Annotated in this window: 18 protein-coding genes; 4 read left to right on the plus strand and 14 right to left on the minus strand. The window is 52.8% G+C overall.

The window, feature by feature from the left end; all coding sequences use genetic code 11:
• From mraY to leuO, 12 genes are all read right to left on the minus strand, one after another.
• The gene (gene mraY, locus J1779_RS08600) at window positions 1–1,083 is read right to left on the minus strand and encodes a phospho-N-acetylmuramoyl-pentapeptide-transferase (RefSeq protein WP_056776950.1); all 1,083 of its coding nucleotides are present in this window, start codon (window positions 1,081–1,083) and stop codon (window positions 1–3) included.
• Window positions 1,077–2,438 (minus strand): UDP-N-acetylmuramoyl-tripeptide--D-alanyl-D-alanine ligase, encoded by a 1,362-nt coding sequence (gene murF, locus J1779_RS08605; protein WP_217203563.1) that lies wholly within the window; start codon window positions 2,436–2,438, stop codon window positions 1,077–1,079. Before murF ends, mraY begins: the two co-directional genes overlap by 7 nt.
• On the minus strand, window positions 2,435–3,922 hold the full coding sequence (gene murE, locus J1779_RS08610) for a UDP-N-acetylmuramoyl-L-alanyl-D-glutamate--2,6-diaminopimelate ligase (protein WP_217203564.1): 1,488 nt from the start codon (window positions 3,920–3,922) through the stop codon (window positions 2,435–2,437). Before murE ends, murF begins: the two co-directional genes overlap by 4 nt.
• On the minus strand, window positions 3,909–5,672 hold the full coding sequence (locus J1779_RS08615; RefSeq protein WP_056776939.1) for a peptidoglycan glycosyltransferase FtsI: 1,764 nt from the start codon (window positions 5,670–5,672) through the stop codon (window positions 3,909–3,911). Before J1779_RS08615 ends, murE begins: the two co-directional genes overlap by 14 nt.
• A gap of 27 nt (window positions 5,673–5,699) precedes the next feature.
• Complete coding sequence (ftsL, locus tag J1779_RS08620; RefSeq protein WP_056776937.1) at window positions 5,700–6,020, minus strand: cell division protein FtsL; 321 nt, start codon at window positions 6,018–6,020, stop codon at window positions 5,700–5,702.
• The gene (gene rsmH / locus J1779_RS08625) at window positions 6,017–6,958 is read right to left on the minus strand and encodes a 16S rRNA (cytosine(1402)-N(4))-methyltransferase RsmH (RefSeq protein WP_217203565.1); all 942 of its coding nucleotides are present in this window, start codon (window positions 6,956–6,958) and stop codon (window positions 6,017–6,019) included. The genes ftsL and rsmH overlap by 4 nt, the downstream gene beginning before the upstream one ends.
• 2 nt (window positions 6,959–6,960) lie before the next feature.
• A complete protein-coding gene (mraZ, locus tag J1779_RS08630; protein WP_056776931.1) occupies window positions 6,961–7,419 on the minus strand; it encodes a division/cell wall cluster transcriptional repressor MraZ in 459 nt (152 codons plus the stop codon).
• A gap of 698 nt (window positions 7,420–8,117) precedes the next feature.
• Entirely contained in the window at window positions 8,118–9,122 is a 1,005-nt protein-coding gene (gene cra, locus J1779_RS08635) for a catabolite repressor/activator (protein ID WP_056776928.1), read from the minus strand.
• A gap of 167 nt (window positions 9,123–9,289) precedes the next feature.
• On the minus strand, window positions 9,290–9,781 hold the full coding sequence (ilvN, locus tag J1779_RS08640; RefSeq protein ID WP_013577020.1) for an acetolactate synthase small subunit: 492 nt from the start codon (window positions 9,779–9,781) through the stop codon (window positions 9,290–9,292).
• Between the two features lie 2 nt (window positions 9,782–9,783).
• Window positions 9,784–11,502 (minus strand): acetolactate synthase 3 large subunit, encoded by a 1,719-nt coding sequence (ilvI, locus tag J1779_RS08645; protein ID WP_056776924.1) that lies wholly within the window; start codon window positions 11,500–11,502, stop codon window positions 9,784–9,786.
• Between the two features lie 408 nt (window positions 11,503–11,910).
• Window positions 11,911–13,707: an AMP-dependent synthetase/ligase gene (locus J1779_RS08650; RefSeq protein ID WP_217203566.1), complete on the minus strand. Its 1,797-nt coding sequence runs from the start codon at window positions 13,705–13,707 to the stop codon at window positions 11,911–11,913.
• A 289-nt stretch (window positions 13,708–13,996) separates the two neighbouring features.
• Window positions 13,997–14,944, minus strand: a complete 948-nt coding sequence (gene leuO, locus J1779_RS08655) for a transcriptional regulator LeuO (RefSeq protein WP_122094185.1) — start codon at window positions 14,942–14,944, stop codon at window positions 13,997–13,999.
• Window positions 14,945–15,694: 750 nt separating this feature from the next.
• Between leuO and leuA the strand changes: the two genes are divergently transcribed.
• From leuA to leuD, 4 genes are read left to right on the plus strand one after another with little or no spacing between them, the layout of a single operon-like run.
• The gene (gene leuA, locus J1779_RS08665; protein WP_056776911.1) at window positions 15,695–17,281 is read left to right on the plus strand and encodes a 2-isopropylmalate synthase; all 1,587 of its coding nucleotides are present in this window, start codon (window positions 15,695–15,697) and stop codon (window positions 17,279–17,281) included.
• 2 nt (window positions 17,282–17,283) lie between these two features.
• Window positions 17,284–18,375 (plus strand): 3-isopropylmalate dehydrogenase, encoded by a 1,092-nt coding sequence (gene leuB, locus J1779_RS08670; protein WP_056776907.1) that lies wholly within the window; start codon window positions 17,284–17,286, stop codon window positions 18,373–18,375.
• 1 nt (window position 18,376) lies between these two features.
• The gene (gene leuC, locus J1779_RS08675) at window positions 18,377–19,777 is read left to right on the plus strand and encodes a 3-isopropylmalate dehydratase large subunit (protein ID WP_217203568.1); all 1,401 of its coding nucleotides are present in this window, start codon (window positions 18,377–18,379) and stop codon (window positions 19,775–19,777) included.
• A gap of 10 nt (window positions 19,778–19,787) precedes the next feature.
• Window positions 19,788–20,390, plus strand: a complete 603-nt coding sequence (gene leuD / locus J1779_RS08680) for a 3-isopropylmalate dehydratase small subunit (RefSeq protein WP_056776901.1) — start codon at window positions 19,788–19,790, stop codon at window positions 20,388–20,390.
• A gap of 63 nt (window positions 20,391–20,453) precedes the next feature.
• On the opposite strand, the gene J1779_RS08685 is transcribed toward leuD, so the two are convergent.
• Window positions 20,454–21,617, minus strand: coding sequence for an MFS transporter (locus J1779_RS08685; RefSeq protein WP_056776898.1), 1,164 nt, complete (start codon window positions 21,615–21,617; stop codon window positions 20,454–20,456).
• Window positions 21,618–21,787: 170 nt separating this feature from the next.
• On the minus strand, window positions 21,788–21,973 hold the full coding sequence (gene sgrT, locus J1779_RS08690; RefSeq protein ID WP_056776895.1) for a glucose uptake inhibitor SgrT: 186 nt from the start codon (window positions 21,971–21,973) through the stop codon (window positions 21,788–21,790).
• Between the last annotated feature and the right edge of the window lie 60 nt (window positions 21,974–22,033).

The following is a 22,033-nucleotide window of genomic DNA, read 5'->3' on the forward strand; positions in this document are numbered from 1 at the left end:
TTACCGCACCTTCAGCGTAGCGAGGCCGATCAACACCAGCATCAGCGAAATAATCCAGAAGCGTACGATGACACGCGGTTCCGGCCAGCCTTTAAGTTCGTAGTGATGATGAATAGGCGCCATACGGAAAATACGCTGCCCGCGTAACTTAAAGGACCCGACTTGCAGGATAACCGACAGTGTTTCGACGACGAACACACCGCCCATAATCACCAGTAAGAATTCCTGACGCAGCAGAACGGCGATGGTACCCAGCGCGCCGCCCAGAGCCAGAGAGCCGACATCGCCCATGAACACTTGTGCCGGATAGGTGTTAAACCACAGGAATCCAAGTCCTGCACCGACAATGGCGGTACACACGATCACCAGTTCCCCCGCATGACGCAGATAGGGAATATGCAGGTAACTGGCAAAATTCATGTTACCCGTGGCCCATGCGACCAGCGCAAAACCTGCTGCGACAAATACCGTAGGCATAATCGCCAGACCGTCCAGACCGTCCGTCAGGTTTACCGCGTTGCTGGTGCCCACGATCACGAAATAGCTCAGCAGGATGTACAGCAGACCAAGCTGTGGCATGACGTCTTTAAAGAACGGTACAACCAATTCAGTCGCGGGCGTGTCTTTGCCGATGGCATACATCGTAAATGCCGCGGCCAGCGCGATGACGGACTGCCAGAAGTATTTCCAGCGGGCTATCAGCCCTTTGGTGTCTTTACGCACGACTTTCCGGTAATCATCGATGAAACCGACAACGCCGTAGCCAATAAGAACAAACAGCACGCACCAGACATACGGGTTCGACGGATATGCCCACATCAGCACTGAAATAGTGATAGAGGCCAAAATCATCAGGCCGCCCATCGTTGGCGTACCGCGTTTACTGAAATGTGATTCCGGACCGTCGTTGCGAACAACCTGACCAAATGACATTTTTTGCAGACGGGCGATCATCCGTGGACCAATCCACAATGACAGGAAAAGTGCAGTCAGCAGGCTGACAATGGCGCGAAACGTCAGGTAGGAAAAGACGTTGAAGCCGGAATAATATTTGACCAAGTGTTCGGCCAGCCAAACTAACATGTTGCATTCTCCTGTAACGCGCGTACTACCTGCTCCATTGCGGCACTACGTGAACCTTTAATCAAAACGGTAATTACCGCATGTTCAGACAGTAAGCTCGTTAAACGGGCCGTCAGGGCTGCCTTATCCTCTACATGCTCACCACAGCCACTGAGATCACTGATGATGCGGCTGTCATGGCCAATACTGAATACTTTGTCGATACCTGCGTCGCGGATGGCTTCACCAACCTGACGGTGGCAACTTTCGCTTTCCGCACCCAGCTCTGCCATATCGCCCACTGCCATCACGCGGTAGCCAGGCATCTCGGCCAAAACCTGCGCGGCAGCGGTCATGGAACCGACGTTGGCGTTGTAGCTGTCATCAAGAAGAGTTTTACCTTCGCTCAGCACAATCGGGAACAAGCGCCCTTTCACTGATTGCAGCGTCGCAAGCCCTGCGCGCACGTTATCCAGCGAGGCACCGACTGAGAGTGCCAGCGCCGCAGCGGCCAGCGCGTTAGCGATATTGTGACGACCAGGAACAGGCAGCGAGACATCAATGCTGCCCTGAGGGGAATGTAAGGTGAATGCGGTATTCAGCGGGCTGAGTCTGACATCCGAGGCGCTGAAGTCGATGTCCGCACGCTGGGTCGCAGAGAAACGCCAGACCTTTTTACCGGTAAGCTTGTGCTGCCAGTTTGCCCAGTCATTATTATCTGCATTGATCACAGCGATGCCGTCGTCCGGCAACCCTTCGAAAATCTCGCCTTTCGCCTGAGCAACTCCGGCCAGTGAACCGAAACCTTCCAGATGTGCGGCAGAGAGGTTGTTTATCAGCGCCGTTTCAGGACGCGCCAGCGCAGTGGTGTAGGCGATTTCACCCGCATGGTTTGCGCCCATTTCGATAACAGCAAAATCGTGTTCTGCGGTCAGACGTAATAAGGTCAGCGGCACGCCGATGTCATTATTGAAGTTGCCTGCGGTATACAGCACATTGCCGCACTCACGCAAAATCGCGGCGGTCATCTCTTTCACCGAGGTTTTGCCGGAAGAACCCGTAAGGCCAACCACGCGTGCAGGAACCTGCTGACGCACCCAGCCGCCGAGTTGTCCCAGCGCGATGCGGGTATCAGCCACCACTAACTGCGGGACGTCCACCGGTAAGCGCTTACTTACCAGCAACGCCCCTGAACCGGCCTTGACAGCCTCTGCAGCAAAGTCATGAGCATCATACTTCTCGCCTTTCAGGGCAATGAACAAACAGCCTGGCGTGACCTGACGGGTATCGGTTGTGACGCTGTCAATTTGGGTATCATTGCCGATAAGTTCAGCATTGAGTGCCGCCGCCAACGTTTGCAGGGAAACGCGGATCATGCGATCACCCCCAGTAAACGGGCAACGGTGACACGATCGGAGTAATCAAGACGCTGATTACCGACAAGCTGATAATCCTCATGACCTTTACCCGCAATCAGCACAACGTCATTTTCCGTTGCCTGCATAATCGCGCTGGTCACCGCTTCTGCGCGGCCATGAATTTCCTGAGCACGCCCGCCATCGAGCAGCCCGGCAAGGATGTCTGCGACAATAGCGCGAGGCTCTTCGCTGCGCGGGTTATCGTCAGTCACGATTACGCGGTCAGCGTATTGTTCTGCGATGCCGCCCATCAGTGGGCGCTTGCCTTTATCACGGTCACCGCCGCAGCCAAACACACACCACAGCGTGCCACGGCAATGCAAGCGGGCTGCCGCCAGCGCTTTTTCCAGCGCGTCCGGCGTATGGGCATAATCCACGACTGCTGTCGGTTTGCCCGGCGCATTGAAAACTTCCATGCGGCCGCACACCGGTTGTAATTGCGAGCTCACTGCCAGCAGTTGTGCCAGCGGGTAATCCTGAGACAGCAGAGTCGCCAGCGCCACCAGCAGATTGCTGACGTTGAAAGCGCCCATCAGACGGCTTTCCAGCAGCCCTTCGCCCCAGCTTGAATCGATGTTTACGGTGGCGCCGTTGTCGTGATAATTCACGCTGCGCGCCGCCAGCCAGCGGCCTTTCCAGCCTGCCGGAATTTTATCTTCCATGGTGACGGCAATAGCGTCCGGCGTCTTCGCCAGCCAGCGCAACCCGACGTCATCGTCAGCATTAATAATTTTTTGGCCGACCTGATGCGAAGCGAAGAGCTGCCATTTGGCATCTTCGTAACTTTGCATGTCACCGTGGTAATCAAGATGATCGCGGCTCAGGTTGGTAAATGCGGCTGCCGCAAACGGCAGTGCGGCGACACGATGCTGAACCAGTCCGTGGGAAGAGACTTCCATTGCGGCAAAGGTTGCACCCTGTTTCACCAGGTCAGCCAGAATGTGCTGAACCTGCACGGCAGAGCCGGTGGTATTTTCTGCCGGAACCACTTTGTCCAGCAAACCATTTCCGACGGTGCCCATGACGGCACTGGTTTCGCCCAGCAACTGGCTCCACTGCGCCAGCAACTGCGTGGTCGTGGTTTTGCCGTTGGTGCCGGTCACGCCAATCAGGCGCAAAGCATTGCCTGGTTGATGATAAAAACGCCCGGCCAGTTCAGAGAGCAGGACATTCAGATTCTCGAGATAAATTACCGGTACACCATGCATCTGGCAGACCGTTCCGTGCTCTTGCTCACCCTTTGCTTCGGCCACGATGGCAGCGACGCCCTGGGCAATTGCCTGGGGAATAAAACGACGCCCATCACTGGTATGGCCTGAAATCGCGACAAACAGATCTCCGGCAGCCGCCACGCGGCTGTCTAAAATCATCTCTTTTAGCGCTACTGCCGGGGCATCACTCACCCAGGGCGCTAATAGGTCGCGCAAATTACGATCTGCCACCTGAAGCCTCTTTTTGATTATTCACTATGTCTGCATTTTCATCGGCAGTCAGCGCATCCGGTTCAACGTTCATGGTGCGCAATACGCCGCCCATGATGGCGCCAAACACCGGTGCGGAAACGGCCCCACCGTAATACTTCCCTGCCTGCGGATCGTTGATAACAACCACCAGTGCAAATCTTGGATTGCTTGCCGGTGCAACGCCTGCGGTGTAGGCAATGTATTTGTTCACGTATTTCCCATCGGGACCGACTTTCTTCGCGGTACCGGTTTTAATCGCAATGCGGTAACCCTTGATCGCGGCCTTCACGCCACCGCCGCCAGGCAGCGCGACGCTTTCCATCATGTGAACGACGCTGCGCACAACAGGCTCAGGGAAGATGCGTTCACCGGATACCGGGGGATCAACCCGGGTTATGGACAGCGGACGATAAATGCCCATGCTGCCAATCGTTGCGTAGACTCGCGCCAGCTGGAGAGGTGTCACCATTAGCCCGTAGCCGAAAGAGAAGGTGGCCCTCTCTATGTCAGACCACCGTTGTTTTTTAGGGTATAAGCCACTGCTTTCTCCAACCAGCCCCAAATTGGTCGGTTTTCCCAATCCGAATCGCGAGTAAGTGTCTACCAGCTCTGCGGACGGCATCGATAACGCCAGTCGTGAAACACCGACGTTACTCGACTTCTGCAAGATACCCGTGACGGAAAGCTCCGCGTAACGGGCCACATCTTTAATCTCATGACCATTTATCCGGTACGGCAAGGTGTTCAGCACGCTGTTCTCACGCACGACACCATTTTTCAACGCCGTCATCACCACCATAGGTTTTACCGTGGAACCTGGCTCGAAGATGTCGGTGATCGCCCGGTTACGCATCACGTCTTTCGGCGTATTCGGCATGTTGTTTGGGTTGTAGGACGGGCTGTTCGCCATCGCCAGCACTTCGCCGGTTTGCACATCCACCAGCACGGCAGTGCCTGATTCGGCTTTGTTGAAGGCTACCGCGTTGTTCAGCTCGCGATAAACCAGCGCCTGAAGACGTTCATCGATGCTGAGCGCCAGATTGTGCGCTGCCTGGCTATCCACTGAGGAGATGTCTTCGATAACGCGACCGAAACGGTCTTTACGGATGGTGCGCTCGCCCGGTTTTCCCGTCAGCCAGCGGTCAAAACTTTTCTCAACACCCTCGATACCTTCACCATCAATGTTAGTGACACCAATGACGTGCGAGGTGACCTGACCTGCCGGATAGTAACGACGTGACTCCTGGCGCAGGGAAATCCCAGGAAGTTTGAGTTTGTGAATATATTCGCCGACAGAAGGGTTTATCTGGCGGGCGAGATAGACGAAACGGCCTTTAGGGTTGGCATTAATACGGGCAGAAAGTTGGTCGAGCGGCATATTCAGCGCGTCAGCCAGCGCTTTCCATTTGGTATCAACCGTGATGCCGCCCCGGTCGATGATTTCTTTCGGATCAGCCCAGATAGCATTGACCGGCACGCTGACCGCGAGAGGGCGGCCTGAGCGATCGGTAATCATGCCACGGGAGGTCGGAATGGTTTGAACGCGCAGGGAGCGTAAGTCCCCTTCCTTGACCAACTTGTCCGGGTTAATCACCTGCAGATAAGCTACCCGCAACATCAGCCCCAGTAATGCCAGCAAAATACAGGCGCACAACAACGCAAAACGCCAGCTTATAAAGCTGGCTTGATCTTCTGGACGCTTTAACTTCGCGGTGCGTGTTGCTTTCATTAGCTGCCTGTATTCTCCGTGCGCATTTTAAGGCTGAACCACAATAGTTTCTTGAGATGGATCAACGTGCTGCATCTGCAATTTCTCCGTTGCGATGCGTTCTACCCGGCTGTGATCGCCGAGGGCATTCTCTTCAAGGATCAGGTTGCGCCACTCAATGTCCAGCGCATCCCTTTCCAGCACTAACTGTTCCCGCTGTGCCGTCAGTAAACGCGTACGGTGAGCGGTGGTGACCACGAAAATTGCGCTGACTAAAACAGCGATCAGCAAAATCATCGGGATCTTGCCATTGCGCAAAATGTCGCTGGCAATGACCCCCACTAAACCGTGGCGTTCATTGCCGATCACGATGCCGTTCTCTCAGCAAAACGCAGTACAGAACTGCGGGCCCGCGGGTTTTCTGACACTTCCGCATCTGAGGGCATCATTTTTCCCACTGACTTTAATGAACGCCCGCCAAGCTCGGCGATCTGCGCTTCCGTCATTGGAATACCGGCCGGTACCTGTGCACCGCGACTGTGCTGACGAATAAAGCGCTTCACGATGCGGTCTTCCAGTGAGTGGAAGCTGATTACCGACAGCCGTCCGGCCGGGGCAAGAATCTCCAGCGCGCCATCAAGCGCACGTTCGATTTCTTCCAGTTCACTGTTGATGTAGATACGAATCGCCTGGAAGCTGCGCGTCGCGGGATGCTTGTGCTTCTCGCGAAACGGCGAGGCATTCGCAATTAAATCAGCCAGCTCTTTGGTTCGCGTCATCGGCAATTCACGGTTACGCTCGACAATCGCGCGCGCGATGCGTTTCGCAAAACGCTCTTCACCAAACGTTTTCAGAACCCAAATAATGTCTTCTTCTTCCGCTTTCATCAGCCATTCAGCCGCTGAATAACCTCGTGTAGGATCCATGCGCATATCCAGAGGTCCGTCGCGCATAAAGGAGAATCCGCGCTCAGCATCATCCAGTTGCGGAGAAGAAACGCCTAAATCCAACAGCACACCGTCGATCTTACCTTCCAGACCCCGCTCGCGGACGTAATCAGCGAGATCGGAAAAAGGTCCGTGGATAATAGAGAAACGGGCATCATCAATAGACTCTGCGGCTTTGATCGCTTGCGGATCGCGGTCAATCGCCAGCAGACGGCCTTCAGGCCCAAGCTGTGACAAAATCAGACGTGAGTGGCCACCGCGACCAAAAGTTCCGTCTATGTAAATGCCGTCCTGGCGGATGTTCAGACCGTTAACGGCTTCATCCAGCAAAACGGAAGTGTGTTTGTAGTTTTCAACCATGCTTATAATGACAAGTCCTGTAATCGATCAGAAAGAGGTTCCTGAGACGATTGTTCAGCGTCTATGTCTTCCTTAACTTGTTGATACCAGGTCTGTTCATCCCACAGTTCAAACTTGTTGAACTGCCCAACCAGCATCACTTCTTTTGCGAGCCCGGCGTGCTGACGCAGTGTGTTCGCAATCAACAGACGCCCGGCGTTATCCATCTGACATTCACTGGCATGTCCCAGAAGCAGGCGCTGAATACGGCGCTCCACAGGGTTCATACTCGACAGACGGGACAATTTTCGTTCGATAATTTCCCATTCGGGAAGGGTGTAAAGGAGGAGGCACGGGTGATGGAGATCTATGGTGCAAACCATTTGACCTTGCGATTCCTCGCTCAGCAAATCCCGGTATCGGGTGGGTACGGCAAGTCGCCCTTTGCTGTCGAGATTAACCATCGTCGCGCCACGAAACATGGCGCTCTACTCCCCTTTGACCTTATTCACCACTTTCCTCCACAAATTCCCACTTAAAGGAGTTTACGGATGGTTTTAAAACCTTGTCAAGCCAGAGCGGAGGCGGTTTGGTAATATTTACGCAGGGACAGGAAAGCCCGCCCCAGGTAAGCGAGGTGATTTAGAGGTGAAATAGAAAATAACGTCATGATTAGTTGAAGAAATTTCGGAGGGTTAATAATTTCGTTTAAAAAAAAACCAAAATGAACATTATTTAACTATTTATATTCTTCTGCTCTATGACTCAGTTTTCCGGGTCTTTATGCCTTAAGAAAAATCATTTCCGATTTTTTTTCGGCCATCACTGCTAAATCATCATCATTAAGAATGCCAGCCCGCGTGGCACAAGCCTTTCAGCGCATTTAAAAACCACGAGTCGCGGCCCGCACCCATACTCAAAGAAATTAAGCCGGGAATTCTACAGCACTTTTGCAGACTGCATTAACGTATTTTGAAATTGATTTACGGGTTTATATCAGCGAAAAAAATGAGAACACATTTGTTAATAATTCAGCGCTCTGGGAATGCTCTTAAAATACCCGCTTATCCCGCAAGGGATTGTTTTTAGCGAAGGGAATACTTGTCCTGGTGAAATTTGAGAAAGGAAAAGAGCGGGTGAGGGAAAATCGCGGGCACCCCACAGAATGCCCGTCAGAGATTTACTTGCGGCTTAAACGGCCACGACGGAAGAGATTGCGACGAATACGGGTCAGGCCTGCTTTAGGTTTTTTGGGCTCATCGAGGCAAGCCAAAACCAGCTCCAGCACGCGCTCAGCCACATCGCGATGGCGCTGCGCGACAGCCAGCACCGGGCATTCAAGGAAGTCGAGGAGTTCATTGTCGCCAAAGGTCGCAATCACCAGATCGACAGGCAAACGCCCTTCCATCTTCAGCGTGACATCCATGACGCCCTGCAAAAGCTGAAACGAGGTAGTGAATAACGCCTGCGGCATCGGGTGGGTTTTCAGCCATTCAGCGAACACAACCGCCGCCGATTCGCGGTCGTAGGCGTTGGCATAAAGATATTCGGGCTGACGTGCATCATCCGCCCAGGCCTGACGGAACCCCTGCTCGCGCAGGAAGCTCACCGACAATTCCGGCAGCGCGCCCAGATACAATACCGATTCAGCAGGGAACGTTCGCAGCTCCTGCGCCAGCATCAGGGCATCTTCCTGATCGGCGCCCACGACGCTGATGAAATGTTCCGGATCCAGCGCGCGATCCAGCGCAATGATCGGGAAATCCCCGTTGGCCCAGCGTTGATAGAAAGGGTGTTCCGGCGGTAAAGAGGTGGAAATGATGATCGCATCAACCTGTCGTTGCAGCAGGTGTTCGATGCAGCGCATTTCGTTATCCGGCTGATCTTCAGAGCAGGCAATCAGCAACTGATACCCACGCTGTCGCGCCTGACGCTCAAGAAAGTTGGCGATTTTGGTGTAGCTGGTATTTTCCAGATCGGGGATCACCAGACCAATAGATCGGGTTCGGCCAGCGCGCAGCCCCGCCGCCACCGCGTTCGGGTGATAGTTATGTTCCTTCACAACAGCCATGACTTTTTCGACTGTTTTATCGCTGACACGATACTGCTTCGCTTTGCCATTAATCACATAACTGGCCGTGGTACGCGAAACGCCCGCTAACCTCGCGATCTCATCCAGCTTCACTGAGATAACCCCTTAAGAAAGATAATGCTTTATCTAACCCCAGAAGACCCTGCCGGGCAAGGTGTTTTACCGAATCGCTTCACCTGAGACACAAAAAAGAAAGCCCAACTAAAAAGTTGGGCTTTCATCAGGCAGACAATATTTACATCTTGCTGATTTTTTACGCTTTAGCGCATGATTTTGTCGCCACGCGAAACGCCGACTACGCCAGAGCGCGCGACTTCAACGATTTCAGCCACATCACGAATACTGGCTAAGAAGGCGTCGAGTTTGTCGCTGGTTCCCGCAAGCTGAACGGTGTAAAGCGTCGCCGTCACATCCACAATCTGGCCGCGGAAGATTTCTGTCGAACGTTTCACTTCTTCACGGCCATAGCCGGAAGCCTGAACCTTCACCAGCATAATTTCACGCTCAACGTGAGCGCCCTGCACCAGTTCAGTCACGCGCAGCACATCGACCAGTTTGTGCAGTTGCTTTTCGATCTGTTCCAGCACCTTGGCATCACCGACGGTCTGAATGGTCATGCGGGACAGCGTCGGATCATCGGTTGGCGCGACGGTCAGGCTTTCAATGTTGTAGCCACGCTGAGAGAACAGGCCGACTACGCGGGACAACGCGCCCGATTCGTTTTCCAGTAATACTGATAAAATCCGGCGCATGATCAGGTCCTCTCCGTTTTGCTTAACCACATTTCGTCCATCGCACCGCCACGGATGTGCATCGGGTAAACGTGTTCTGTTTCATCAATGCTGATATCCACGAATACCAGACGATTTTTCTGTTCAAGTGCCTGCGTCAGTTTGCTTTCCAGTTCATCTGGCGTGCGGATAGCGATGCCAACGTGGCCGTAAGCTTCCGCCAGTTTGACGAAGTCAGGCAGCGATTCCATATAAGATTGCGAATGGCGGCCGGAATAAATCATGTCCTGCCACTGCTTAACCATACCGAGATAACCGTTGTTCAGGTTGATGACAATCACGGGCAGATTGTATTGCAGCGCAGTGGACAACTCCTGAATATTCATCTGGATACTGCCATCGCCGGTCACACAAATTACGGTTTCTTCCGGCAGACCGAGTTTCACACCCAGCGCGGCAGGCAAGCCAAAGCCCATCGTGCCGAGGCCGCCGGAGTTGATCCAACGACGCGGCTTATCAAACTGATAATAGAGCGCCGCAAACATCTGGTGCTGACCGACATCAGAGGTCACGTAGGCGTCACCCTTGGTCAGGCGATGCAGCATCTGGATGACGGCCTGAGGTTTGATCTTACCGCTATTTTTGTCGAAGCTCAGACACTCACGCGCACGCCAGTTTTCAATGCTTGTCCACCAGTCACGCAGTGCGTCAAATTCCTGCTTGTCTTCACTTTGCCCCAGCAATTCCAGCATCTGAACCAGCGTTTGCTTCGCATCGCCGACAATCGGAATGTCAGCATTGACTGTTTTCGAGATCGACGTCGGGTCAATATCGATATGCATCACGGTGGCATTCGGACAGTATTTCGCCAAATTATTGGTCGTACGGTCGTCGAAACGCACGCCCACGCCGAAGATCAGATCGGCATTGTGCATCACCATATTGGCTTCGTAAGTGCCGTGCATACCCAGCATGCCAAGGCTCTGACGATGTGTTCCCGGAAACGCGCCCAGCCCCATCAGGGAACTGGTGACCGGCAGATTCAGTTTCTCGGCCAGCTCCAGAATTTCAGCGTGACACTCAGAGTTAATCGCCCCACCGCCGACATAAAGCACCGGTTTTTTTGCAGCCAGCAAAGTTTGTAAGGCGCGTTTAATTTGCCCGCGATGCCCCTGCACCGTCGGGTTGTACGAACGCATCGACACCTGCTCGGGGTAGGCATACGGCAGCTTGATCTGCGGATTGACGACGTCTTTTGGCAAATCGACCACGACCGGACCCGGACGGCCCGTCGAGGCCAGATAAAAGGCTTTTTTCAGCACGCCGGGAATATCTTCGGCACGTTTTACCAGAAAACTGTGTTTCACCACCGGACGGGAGATCCCCACCATGTCGCATTCCTGGAACGCGTCATAACCGATCAGTGAACTGTGTACCTGGCCGGACAGCACCACCAGCGGAATGGAATCCATATAAGCCGTCGCAATACCCGTGATCGCATTGGTTGCACCGGGACCGGACGTCACCAGCACCACGCCCACTTCGCCCGTGGCGCGCGCATAACCATCTGCCATATGAACAGCAGCCTGCTCATGTCTCACCAGTACATGATCAATCCCGCCGACCGTGTGCAGTGCATCATAGATATCCAACACCGCTCCGCCGGGATAACCGAATACCTGCTTAACGCCCTGATCGATTAAGGATCGAACGACCATCTCGGCTCCTGACAACATCTCCATGGTTTTGCCTCCAGGCTTTTTATTTCTTCTATAGGATGACTTTTATTTCAGCAAACTGTTCTATCAAGCAGCAATCTCACGTTAAATCGCTGAATTTTAGGCCTTTGCACAAGATTGATGATAACCCTGCTGTTGTTATTGGCGTTGCTAACTCAACTCAGTACCTTAGCGTGAGAATTTAGGTCAGGCAAACGCCAAAATAGGGATGACACGTTCTGATTATTGCGACGCGCTGCCTGCCCTCACCCGTTCACTACAAAACACTGCCTGCAGAGGGCAACCAGTCAGAAATATCAGGAAGGCGGGAAAAATTACAGGATTAAATTATGTCTGAGGCTGTCATCAGCATGAAGGGTAAACCGGCGAACAGGCGTTCGCCGGTGACAAATAAGACCGCAACGGCCAGCGCTACTCGCCGTAAAGTTCGTCGATTTCTTTTTTATAGCGACTGAAAATCACCTTGCGACGCAGTTTGAGCGTGGGTGTCAGCTCGCCCGCTTCCATCGTGAACGGTTTAATCAGCAGTACGAATTTTTTCACCTGCTCAAATCCGGCCAGATCATGCTGGATTTCACGTAACTGATGGGCAAACAATGACAGGATCTGTTCGTTTTTTACCAGGCCACTGCGGTTGAGATAATCGATATGGTGCGTCTGCGCATACATATTCAGCACATCAAAATCCGGCACGATAAGCGCGGAAACGAAGTGACGCTCATCGGCAATGACCGCCGCCTGTTCGATATACCGATCCTGCACCAGCGTGCCTTCGATACGCTGCGGCGCAATATATTTACCCCCCGAGGTTTTCATCAGGTCTTTCAGACGTTCGGTAATAAAAACATTCCCTTCTGCGTCCATTTTCCCTGCATCACCGGTTTTGAACCAGCCATCGGCGGTAAAGCTGGCGGCAGTCTCTTCCGGTTTATTGAAGTATCCGCGCAACAGCGTCGGCCCGCGTACCTGGATCTCATTTTCATCACCAATGCGCACTTCGATTTCCGGCAGCGCTGTCCCCACTGAGCCGAAACGAAAATTCTGCTCTTCCCAACAGGTGACGGTCGCGCACGTTTCCGTCAGACCGTACCCGTATTTGATGTGCAGACCGAGGGATTCAAAAAACAGGATCACATTGTCATCCAGGCTCGCACCGGCTGCGGGCAGAAAACGTAAGTTGCCGCCGAGCAGACCTCTGAGCTTTTTGAGCACCAGCTTATCGGCCAGAAAATGCGCCGGGGATAACCAGAAAGGGTAACGTTCGCCACGGCGCTCAATAAGAAACTTCTCTTTACCCTGCGCCACCGCCCAGTGGAATAAGCGCTTTTTGACCGTGCCCGCGCGGGCCACTTTGTCATGAATCGCACTGAACACTTTTTCATAAAAACGCGGCACGGCGCAAATCACGGTAGGCTTCACCGCCGCAAGAGCATCACGCACCAAATCCGTTTCGCGCAGGAAAACATTTTGCGCGCCGCTGTGCATCACAAAGAAACTCCATGCGCGTTCAAATACGTGCGCCAGCGGCAGGAAGCACAGGGAGATATCGCTGTCGGAAATCGTCAGGCGTTTTTCATGCTGTTTCAGCTGAGTTGCCATGCTGCGATAATCCAGCATCACGCCTTTTGCTTCCCCGGTCGTACCCGAGGTGTAAATCAGGGTGAAGAGATCGTTGAGATCGCAGCCGCCGATCCGCTCCATGAGCCCGGCGGATAATGCCGGATCCGAGGCAACCGCCTGAGAAACGTGTCTGGCGATAGAAACGCCCTGCAAATCGACGTCGTTATCCAGCACCAGAATATGTTTGAGCTGCGGGCATAATTCACGCAAAGCCACGGCGGCATCATATTGCTTCTGACCCACCACAAACAAAATGCGGATATCGGCATCATTGAGCACGTATGCCGATTGCGCAGGCGTATTGGTGGCATACACCGGCACCGTGACCGCGCGCACCTGCAAAATCGCCAGATCCGCCGTCGCCCATGCGATGGAATTATTGCCGCAGATGGCGATCCGCTCCTGAATCCCTGCCTGCTCCTGCAACAGAAGATGAGATAACGCATCCACATTCTCGCCCAGCTGACGCCAGGTCAGTGCAGTGTGCGCAGCTGGCGACCACTCGCGAAAGGCTGTTTGGTCGGCACGCGTCATCACCTGTTGGCGAAAACGGGTGATCAGATGATAGTCATTTAAGGTTGGATTCATTCAGCGTCTATACCGGCGTCCAGCGCAGCTCACCGGGGCGGCTGACTGTATTGCTCTGTTACAAAGATTTAACGCAGTCTACCGGCAAATATTGTGCGGCGAAACGAAATTATAGCGGGTGAGAAAATGCCGGCTGGTAACCGCGATGGGGGAAGGGAGAGAGGAAAAAAACCTGCATAGCCTTAACGAGGAGAAAAAAACTACGCAGGATAAATCACTTCAAATTAAATCATAATCAGCCATTTTTACCTAAACGCGCGCCGAAGTAAAAATGATGTTCTAAACGGGATCAGGCCGTGGCAACACACTGGCTCAATAAAGATTTCATCCACATATTGCCGCGATCTTTGCTGGATGACTCATGCCATGACAAATAACAGGTCAGCTGATTTTTCATCCAGGGTAACGGAATGACAGATAAATTCAGTATTCCGGCGTTGGCCTGCGCTAACCAGCGAGGAACCAGCGCTACCATGTCTGTTTTTGAAACCACTTCCATTACGCTGTAAAGATCAGTGCCCTGATAAGCAATTAAAGATTGTAACTCTGGATCATCATAATAAGGTCCGCTGAAAGAGTAGAAACGATCAATCATCATCACCGCGTGTTTTTCTCTCAGATATTTCTCATCTGACATATATGGACTGATACGCGGATGATTTTGCGAAGCCACCAAAACCAGCTCATCATTAAATAAAGGCTCATTACAGAAATCAGCACGTTCGAATTTACGATAGCTGATCATAAACTCGATATTCTGGTAGCGCAGCTGATGTTCAATATTATCATTAACAATGGTTTGTAATTTAATACTGACGCTGCTGGCTAAGGTATCTACTGCATGCAGAACCTGTGATGTGAGGCGCTTATCCAGCGGGCTGCAAATCGCCACGTTGAACTGGCGCATGCTGACGGTAGGGTCAAAACCGGCACCGGGTAATTCATTCATGACCAGCTGCAACGCCTGACGCACCGGGCCAAAAAGCTGGCGGGCACGCATTGTCGGTTGAATGCCACGGCCATAGCGGACAAACAAATCATCATTAAACATGATTTTTAAACGAGCCACCGCATTACTGACGGCCGGTTGAGACATACCCAGCATATTTGCAGCGCGGGTAATATTTTGTAATTGCATGACGGCATCAAAAACTGTCAGCAAATTCAGATCGACGTTACGAAGATGTGTTTCAGGTTCAGCAGTTTTCACTGAGTTTTCGGTAATGATGTCTGACATAACAATCCTCACTAAAGAGCATCAGACTCGCAGAAGAATGATTATCTTTAATTGATATGATTAAAAAAATCGGCACAGTGACATCAGACTAATTAACAAATAGCTGACAATGAGCGCGTGCCATTTAATATTATTATTTTTAGAAAGATACGCGAATACGGCTTTAAATAATAAGAAAGCAAAATATAAAATTCATTTCCTTCTAAAAAAACTGATGATATAAGACATTAAAATACTTGCACGAACAACATGCAAAAAATGAATAATAAATTAAGCAGCAGTAAATCATCTGCAATCCCTTGTATTACATTGCTTTTTTACAGGCGCAGTCCGTCAAATGTCCATATTTAGACATTTTTTTGTGCAATTAAATGCCGGAGTTCGCCATGAATTCTTTAAGCTAAACACATTCTTACAAACAGAGTTTTATGCTAAATGAGAGTCAGTTTCATTTGTGAGTTTTCACGGTATTTCCACACGCTGAAGGTTGACATACCTGACGCATTCCCGTATCAATTTAAGCACTGTTTAAACGACGTCCGTTTAACAACCCTATTACGAGAAGCTGAAAACATGTTTATGACCACCCGTCTCCTAGGCCTACTACTCAACGCAGAAAATTTGCGCGGTAAGCCAGTGGGCGAAAATCAGAACTGATTCAACTTCCACAGACAACAAACCCGCGCCGATGCGCGGGTTTTTTTTTACCTCCCGCAGGGCGCGAATAATAAAACAGACAAGGAACAACCCATGAGCGAGCAAGTCATTATTTTCGATACCACGCTGCGTGACGGTGAACAGGCGTTACAAGCCAGCCTGAGTGTTAAAGAGAAGATTCAGATTGCAATGGCGCTGGAGAGAATGGGCGTTGACGTGATGGAAGTCGGCTTCCCGGTGTCCTCTCCCGGCGATTTCGAGTCTGTACAAACTATCGCGCGCCAGATTAAAAACAGCCGTGTTTGCGGTCTGGCCCGCTGCGTTGACGGCGATATCGATGCCGCTGCTGAAGCATTGCGCGTTGCCGAAGCCTTCCGAATTCACGTCTTCCTGGCCACATCTACCCTGCACATTGAGTCCAAACTGAAGCGTTCGTTTGATCAGGTGCTGGAGATGGCAACGCATTCCGTGAAACGCGCCCGTAACTATACTGATGACGTCGAATTCTCCTGCGAAGACGCAGGCCGCACCCCGCTGGATAACCTGTGCCGTGTCGTAGAAGCGGCAATCAAAGCCGGAGCGACCACCATTAACATCCCTGACACCGTCGGTTACACCACGCCGGTTCAGTTCGGTGGCATCATCACCAATTTGTATGAACGCGTGCCTAACATTGATAAAGCGATTATCTCCGTTCACTGTCACGACGATCTGGGCATGGCGGTCGGTAACTCCATCGCCGCAATCCAGGCCGGTGCGCGTCAGGTTGAAGGCACCCTGAACGGTATCGGCGAACGCGCCGGGAATACCGCGCTGGAAGAAGTGATCATGGCGATCCGCACCCGTTCGGATTACATGAACGTCCATACCAATATCAATCACAAAGAAATCTACCGCACCAGCCAGATTGTCAGCCAGATCACCAACATGCCGATCCCTGGCAACAAAGCGATTGTCGGTTCTAACGCCTTCGCGCACTCCTCGGGTATCCATCAGGATGGCGTGCTGAAAAATCGCGAAAACTACGAAATCATGACCCCGGAATCCATAGGTCTGAACCAGATTCAGCTGAACCTGACTTCCCGCTCCGGCCGTGCTGCAGTGAAGCATCGTATGGAAGAAATGGGCTACAAAGAGTCCGATTACAATATGGATCATTTGTATACCGCGTTCCTGAAGCTGGCAGACAAAAAAGGTCAGGTTTTCGACTACGATTTAGAAGCACTGGTGTTCATTAATAAGCAGCAGGAAGAGCCGGAATTTTACCGTCTGGATAACTTCAGCGTGCAGTCCGGTTCCAACATTACCGCGACCGCATCAGTCAATCTGGCCTGCGGCGAAGAGGTCATCACCGAAGCCGCGACCGGCAACGGCCCTGTTGATGCCGTGTATCAGGCCATCAACCGTATCACCGGCTATCAGATCGAACTGGTGAAATATCAGCTGAGCGCGAAAGGCCAGGGCCGCGATGCGCTGGGTCAGGTTGACGTGGTAGTTTCCTTTAATGGCCGCCGCTTCCACGGTGTCGGTCTGGCAACAGACATCGTCGAATCCTCCGCGAAAGCGATGGTCCATGTACTGAATAACATTTGGCGCAGCAAACAAGTTGAGATTGAAAAACAACGTTTGCAGCAGGAAAGTCAGCAACACAACATTCAAAATAATCAGGAAACGGTGTGAACATGAGCAAGTCCCATCATATTGCCGTCTTACCCGGAGACGGAATTGGCCCGGAAGTCATGGCCCAGGCATACAAAGTGCTGGACGCAGTACGTCAGCGTTTTGGTCTGAACATCACCACCAGCGAATACGATGTGGGTGGCGCAGCCATCGACAAACACGGCAGCCCGTTGCCGGAAGCCACCGTCGCCGGTTGCGAAAACGCGGATGCAATCCTGTTCGGCTCGGTCGGTGGCCCGAAATGGGAACATCTGCCGCCAAACGATCAGCCTGAGCGCGGCGCATTATTGCCGCTGCGTAAGCACTTCAAACTGTTCAGCAACCTGCGCCCTGCCCGTCTGTATCAGGGGCTGGAAGAGTTCTGCCCGCTGCGTGCAGACATCGCGGCCAAAGGCTTCGATATTCTGTGCGTCCGCGAACTGACCGGTGGCATTTACTTCGGTCAGCCGAAAGGCCGCGAAGGTCAGGGCATGCACGAAAAAGCCTTTGATACCGAAGTGTATTACCGCTTTGAAATTGAACGCATCGCCCGTATCGCTTTTGAATCTGCGCGCAAACGCCGCAGCAAAGTGACGTCCATCGATAAAGCGAACGTGTTGCAGACCTCAATAATGTGGCGCGAAGTGGTAAACGAAATCGCTAAAGATTACCCGGATGTCAGCCTGAGCCACATGTACATCGATAACGCGACCATGCAGCTGATTAAAGATCCGTCGCAGTTCGACGTGCTGCTGTGTTCCAACCTGTTCGGCGACATCCTGTCTGACGAATGCGCGATGATCACCGGTTCAATGGGCATGCTGCCTTCTGCCAGCATGAACGAGCAGGCGTTTGGTTTGTTCGAGCCAGCGGGCGGTTCAGCGCCGGATATCGCCGGTAAAAACATCGCGAACCCGATTGCACAAATCCTGTCTGCCGCGCTGTTGCTGCGTTACAGCCTGGGTGCGGATGATGCCGCTAACGCTATCGAACAGGCCGTTAATAAAGCACTGGAAGCGGGACACCGCACCGGTGATTTGGCGAACGGTCAGCAGGCGTTGGGCACCAGTGAAATGGGCGACATTATTGCCCGCTTTGTGAAAGAAGGGGCATAACATGGCGAAGACTCTGTATCAAAAGTTGTATGACGCGCACGTCGTTTACGAAGCGCCAAACGAAACGCCACTGTTGTACATCGACCGTCATCTGGTGCATGAAGTCACCTCTCCGCAGGCTTTCGACGGCCTGCGTGCGATGGGGCGTCCGGTGCGTCAGCCGGGTAAAACTTTCGCGACCATGGACCATAACGTGTCCACGCAAACCAAAGACATCAATGCGAGCGGCGAGATGGCGCGCATTCAGATGCAGGAACTGATCAAGAACTGCGCAGAATTCGGCGTGCAGTTGTATGACCTGAACCACCCGTTCCAGGGCATCGTTCACGTCATTGGCCCTGAACAAGGCATGACCTTGCCGGGCATGACCATCGTGTGCGGCGATTCACACACCGCCACCCACGGCGCATTTGGTTCACTGGCGTTCGGTATCGGGACATCAGAAGTGGAACACGTGCTGGCGACGCAAACCCTGAAACAGGGCCGCGCCAAAACCATGAAAATCGAAGTCACCGGCGATGCGCCTGCCGGTATCACCGCAAAAGATATCGTGCTGGCGATCATCGGCAAAACCGGCAGCGCCGGCGGTACCGGCCATGTGGTGGAATTCTGCGGTAAAGCCATTGAAGCGCTGAGCATGGAAGGTCGCATGACCCTGTGCAACATGGCGATTGAGATGGGGGCTAAGGCCGGTCTGGTTGCACCGGACGAGACGACTTTTGCCTATCTGAAAGGCCGTCAGTTTGCCCCGAAAAACCAGAACTGGGATGCCGCAGTAGAATACTGGAAGACCCTGAAAACCGACGAAACGGCTCAGTTCGACAGCATCGTGACGCTGGACGCCGCAGACATCGCACCGCAAGTCACCTGGGGCACGAATCCGGGTCAGGTAATGGGCGTTAATCAGGTGATCCCAAATCCTTCTTCCTTCACCGATCCGGTTGAACGCGCTTCCGCAGAAAAAGCACTGGCCTATATGGATCTGCAACCGGGCATTAAACTGACCGACGTCGCGATCGACAAAGTGTTTATCGGTTCCTGCACCAACTCACGTATTGAAGATTTACGTGCCGCTGCCGCCGTTGCCAAAGGTCGCAAAGTCGCCACCGGCGTACAGGCGATTGTGGTGCCAGGCTCCGGCCCGGTAAAAGCTCAGGCGGAAGAAGAAGGTCTGGATAAGATCTTCATCGAAGCCGGCTTTGAATGGCGTCTGCCAGGCTGCTCAATGTGTCTGGCGATGAACAACGACCGTCTGGAACCGGGCGAGCGTTGCGCGTCCACCAGCAACCGTAACTTCGAAGGCCGTCAGGGCCGTGGCGGACGCACGCATCTGGTCAGCCCGGCAATGGCTGCGGCTGCCGCGGTGACCGGTCGTTTCGCTGATATTCGTGATTTGAACTGAGGACAACACCATGGCTAAATTTACCCAACACATCGGTCTGGTGGTTCCGCTGGATGCAGCAAACGTCGATACCGATGCCATTATCCCAAAACAGTTTTTGCAGAAAGTGACGCGTACCGGTTTCGGCCAGCACCTGTTCAACGACTGGCGTTTTCTGGACGATGCCGGTCAGGTGCCCAATCCTGATTTCGTGCTGAACAAACCGCGTTATAAAGGCGCAAGTATTTTGCTGGCACGCGAAAACTTCGGCTGCGGTTCTTCCCGCGAACATGCGCCGTGGGCATTGACCGATTACGGTTTTCACGCAGTGATTGCGCCGAGTTTTGCCGATATCTTTTATGGCAACTCGTTCAACAATCAGCTGCTGCCGATTACCCTGAGCGATGCAGAAATAGACGAATTATTTGCGCTGGTTGAAGCGAACGAGGGCATCACGTTTGTGGTGGATCTGGAAGCGCAGACCGTGAAAGCGGGCGATAAAAGCTATCCGTTTGTGATTGACAGTTTCCGCCGTCATTGCATGATCAACGGTCTGGACAGCATCGGCCTGACGCTGCAACACGAAACCAATATCTCCAGCTACGAAAAGAATCAGCCTGCCTTTATGCAGTGATGACGGTTTCGCCGCTATAAAAAAAACCCGCGACATTCGCGGGTTTTTTCTTATCAGCAAGATTCAGACATCCTTCACTTTATACATCAGCCCCAGCGCCAGAACCGCGAGCACCGTCGCCGCCCAGTACACCGGATAATGCCCGAAGTTTTCCACGATGAAGCCCTGTAACAAACCCGCGCAAATGACGCCGGTCGAGATACTGTTGGTGAACAACGTGGTCGCTGAACCTGCGCGCCCTGGCATCAGATCCTGAAAATAGAGCATGCCGATCCCGGCCACGATACCGATGAAAATCGCGTTGAACAGTTGCAGGATCATCAGCGCCGCTTTGAACTGAAACGCCACCAGTCCGGCATAGAAAACCACCCCGCTCGCCACGGCATACAGCATCAGCTTGCGTTTGCCGGTGCGCCTGACCAGATAGCCAGCCAGCAGCATCGCCGGGATCTCCAGCCCGGCGGCCGTTCCCATCAGCAACCCTGCCAGCCCTTCCGGCAATCCCAGATCGCTGGTGATATAAAGCGGCATATCAATGACGTACATGATGTTGCAGGTCCACATCAGCAGGGATGAAAAGAACAGCAGCCGTACGTCTCTGTTGCGCCACGCGCTGACCGGCACCACTTTTTCGTCCACCGGTTGCTCGACGCGCGGCACAGAAGGCAGGAAGAAAATGATCATCAGAATGCTGCCGACAAACACCGCTGCGGCACTCAGGTACATCGGGGTGAAGCCATAATTGAGCGCCAGCATAAACGAGAGCGGCGGGCCGAGTACCCAGGCCAGCGACAACATCGCACGCATCATCGAGCTGAACATCACCACTTCGCTCGATGAGCGATCGGCATGTTCACGCGCCAGCGCAAACAGCTGCGGCATCGAGGCATTCCCGATCGCCGCCAGCAGCACGCCGACGGTGATCAGCACCAGATAATCACGGCTGAAAGCAAACACCAGGCTGTTACCAAGCGCCATCAGACAGCAGAAAATCAACAGCTTGCGCCGGTCGCCTTTGTTATCCGAGCGGTTAGCCAGCAGAAAGCTAATCGCAATGCCGGCAATCGCATTGACGGTATAAAAGAAGCCGACCCACAGCGGCCGCACTTTCACTTCGTTGGTCAGAAACAGACTGAGCGTCGGCGCCTGCAGTGCGCCTGCAATACCACACAGTAAGGAAACCACCAGAAAGGTGACATAAATGGCATTAATACGAGGTTTTGACATAACGTCGTCCCTGAGAAATGAAAGCAGATAAAGCAAGACAGACAGTGTAGCGAAGTTTCAGGCGGTTCTGGAAAATGAGCATAAAAAAACCAGTGAGTCGCCCCACTGGCTGGTGAAATTACACCATTACTCAGAAAATCGAATTCGGGTCAAACCTGCCGTGAAAAAGATTACAGACGCTGGCGATACTCTTTTTCATCCACGGAGTCGATATCCCACTGGGTGAGACGGGACAGAATATCCAGACGATATTGCACCGGAACCCAGGACAGCCAGTCTGCATGATTTTTAGAGGCGTTCCTCTTTATGGCTTCAAAATAACGCTGGTAAAAACGGGCGTTCAGACTGCGTTTCATGCTGACCTCCGGGTGTTCACAACAGGCTTTCGTTGAGAAACAGTATCGGAGTAATATGAG

Source organism: Rahnella rivi (assembly GCF_019049655.1).
Classification (GTDB): Bacteria; Pseudomonadota; Gammaproteobacteria; order Enterobacterales; family Enterobacteriaceae; genus Rahnella; species Rahnella rivi.

Excerpts from the sequence above, each read along its gene's own strand:
- J1779_RS08650 (WP_217203566.1), bottom strand. The coding sequence starts at position 13,707 with ATGAATCCAACCTTAAATGACTATCATCTGATCACCCGTTTTCGCCAA.
- mraY (WP_056776950.1), bottom strand. The coding sequence starts at position 1,083 with ATGTTAGTTTGGCTGGCCGAACACTTGGTCAAATATTATTCCGGCTTC.
- leuO (WP_122094185.1), bottom strand. The coding sequence starts at position 14,944 with ATGTCAGACATCATTACCGAAAACTCAGTGAAAACTGCTGAACCTGAA.
- J1779_RS08685 (WP_056776898.1), bottom strand. The coding sequence starts at position 21,617 with ATGTCAAAACCTCGTATTAATGCCATTTATGTCACCTTTCTGGTGGTT.
- mraZ (WP_056776931.1), bottom strand. The coding sequence starts at position 7,419 with ATGTTTCGTGGCGCGACGATGGTTAATCTCGACAGCAAAGGGCGACTT.
- leuD (WP_056776901.1), top strand. The coding sequence starts at position 19,788 with ATGGCTAAATTTACCCAACACATCGGTCTGGTGGTTCCGCTGGATGCA.
- rsmH (WP_217203565.1), bottom strand. The coding sequence starts at position 6,958 with ATGGTTGAAAACTACAAACACACTTCCGTTTTGCTGGATGAAGCCGTT.
- J1779_RS08615 (WP_056776939.1), bottom strand. The coding sequence starts at position 5,672 with ATGAAAGCAACACGCACCGCGAAGTTAAAGCGTCCAGAAGATCAAGCC.
- leuC (WP_217203568.1), top strand. The coding sequence starts at position 18,377 with ATGGCGAAGACTCTGTATCAAAAGTTGTATGACGCGCACGTCGTTTAC.
- murF (WP_217203563.1), bottom strand. The coding sequence starts at position 2,438 with ATGATCCGCGTTTCCCTGCAAACGTTGGCGGCGGCACTCAATGCTGAA.
- ilvN (WP_013577020.1), bottom strand. The coding sequence starts at position 9,781 with ATGCGCCGGATTTTATCAGTATTACTGGAAAACGAATCGGGCGCGTTG.
- leuA (WP_056776911.1), top strand. The coding sequence starts at position 15,695 with ATGAGCGAGCAAGTCATTATTTTCGATACCACGCTGCGTGACGGTGAA.
- sgrT (WP_056776895.1), bottom strand. The coding sequence starts at position 21,973 with ATGAAACGCAGTCTGAACGCCCGTTTTTACCAGCGTTATTTTGAAGCC.
- ilvI (WP_056776924.1), bottom strand. The coding sequence starts at position 11,502 with ATGGAGATGTTGTCAGGAGCCGAGATGGTCGTTCGATCCTTAATCGAT.
- leuB (WP_056776907.1), top strand. The coding sequence starts at position 17,284 with ATGAGCAAGTCCCATCATATTGCCGTCTTACCCGGAGACGGAATTGGC.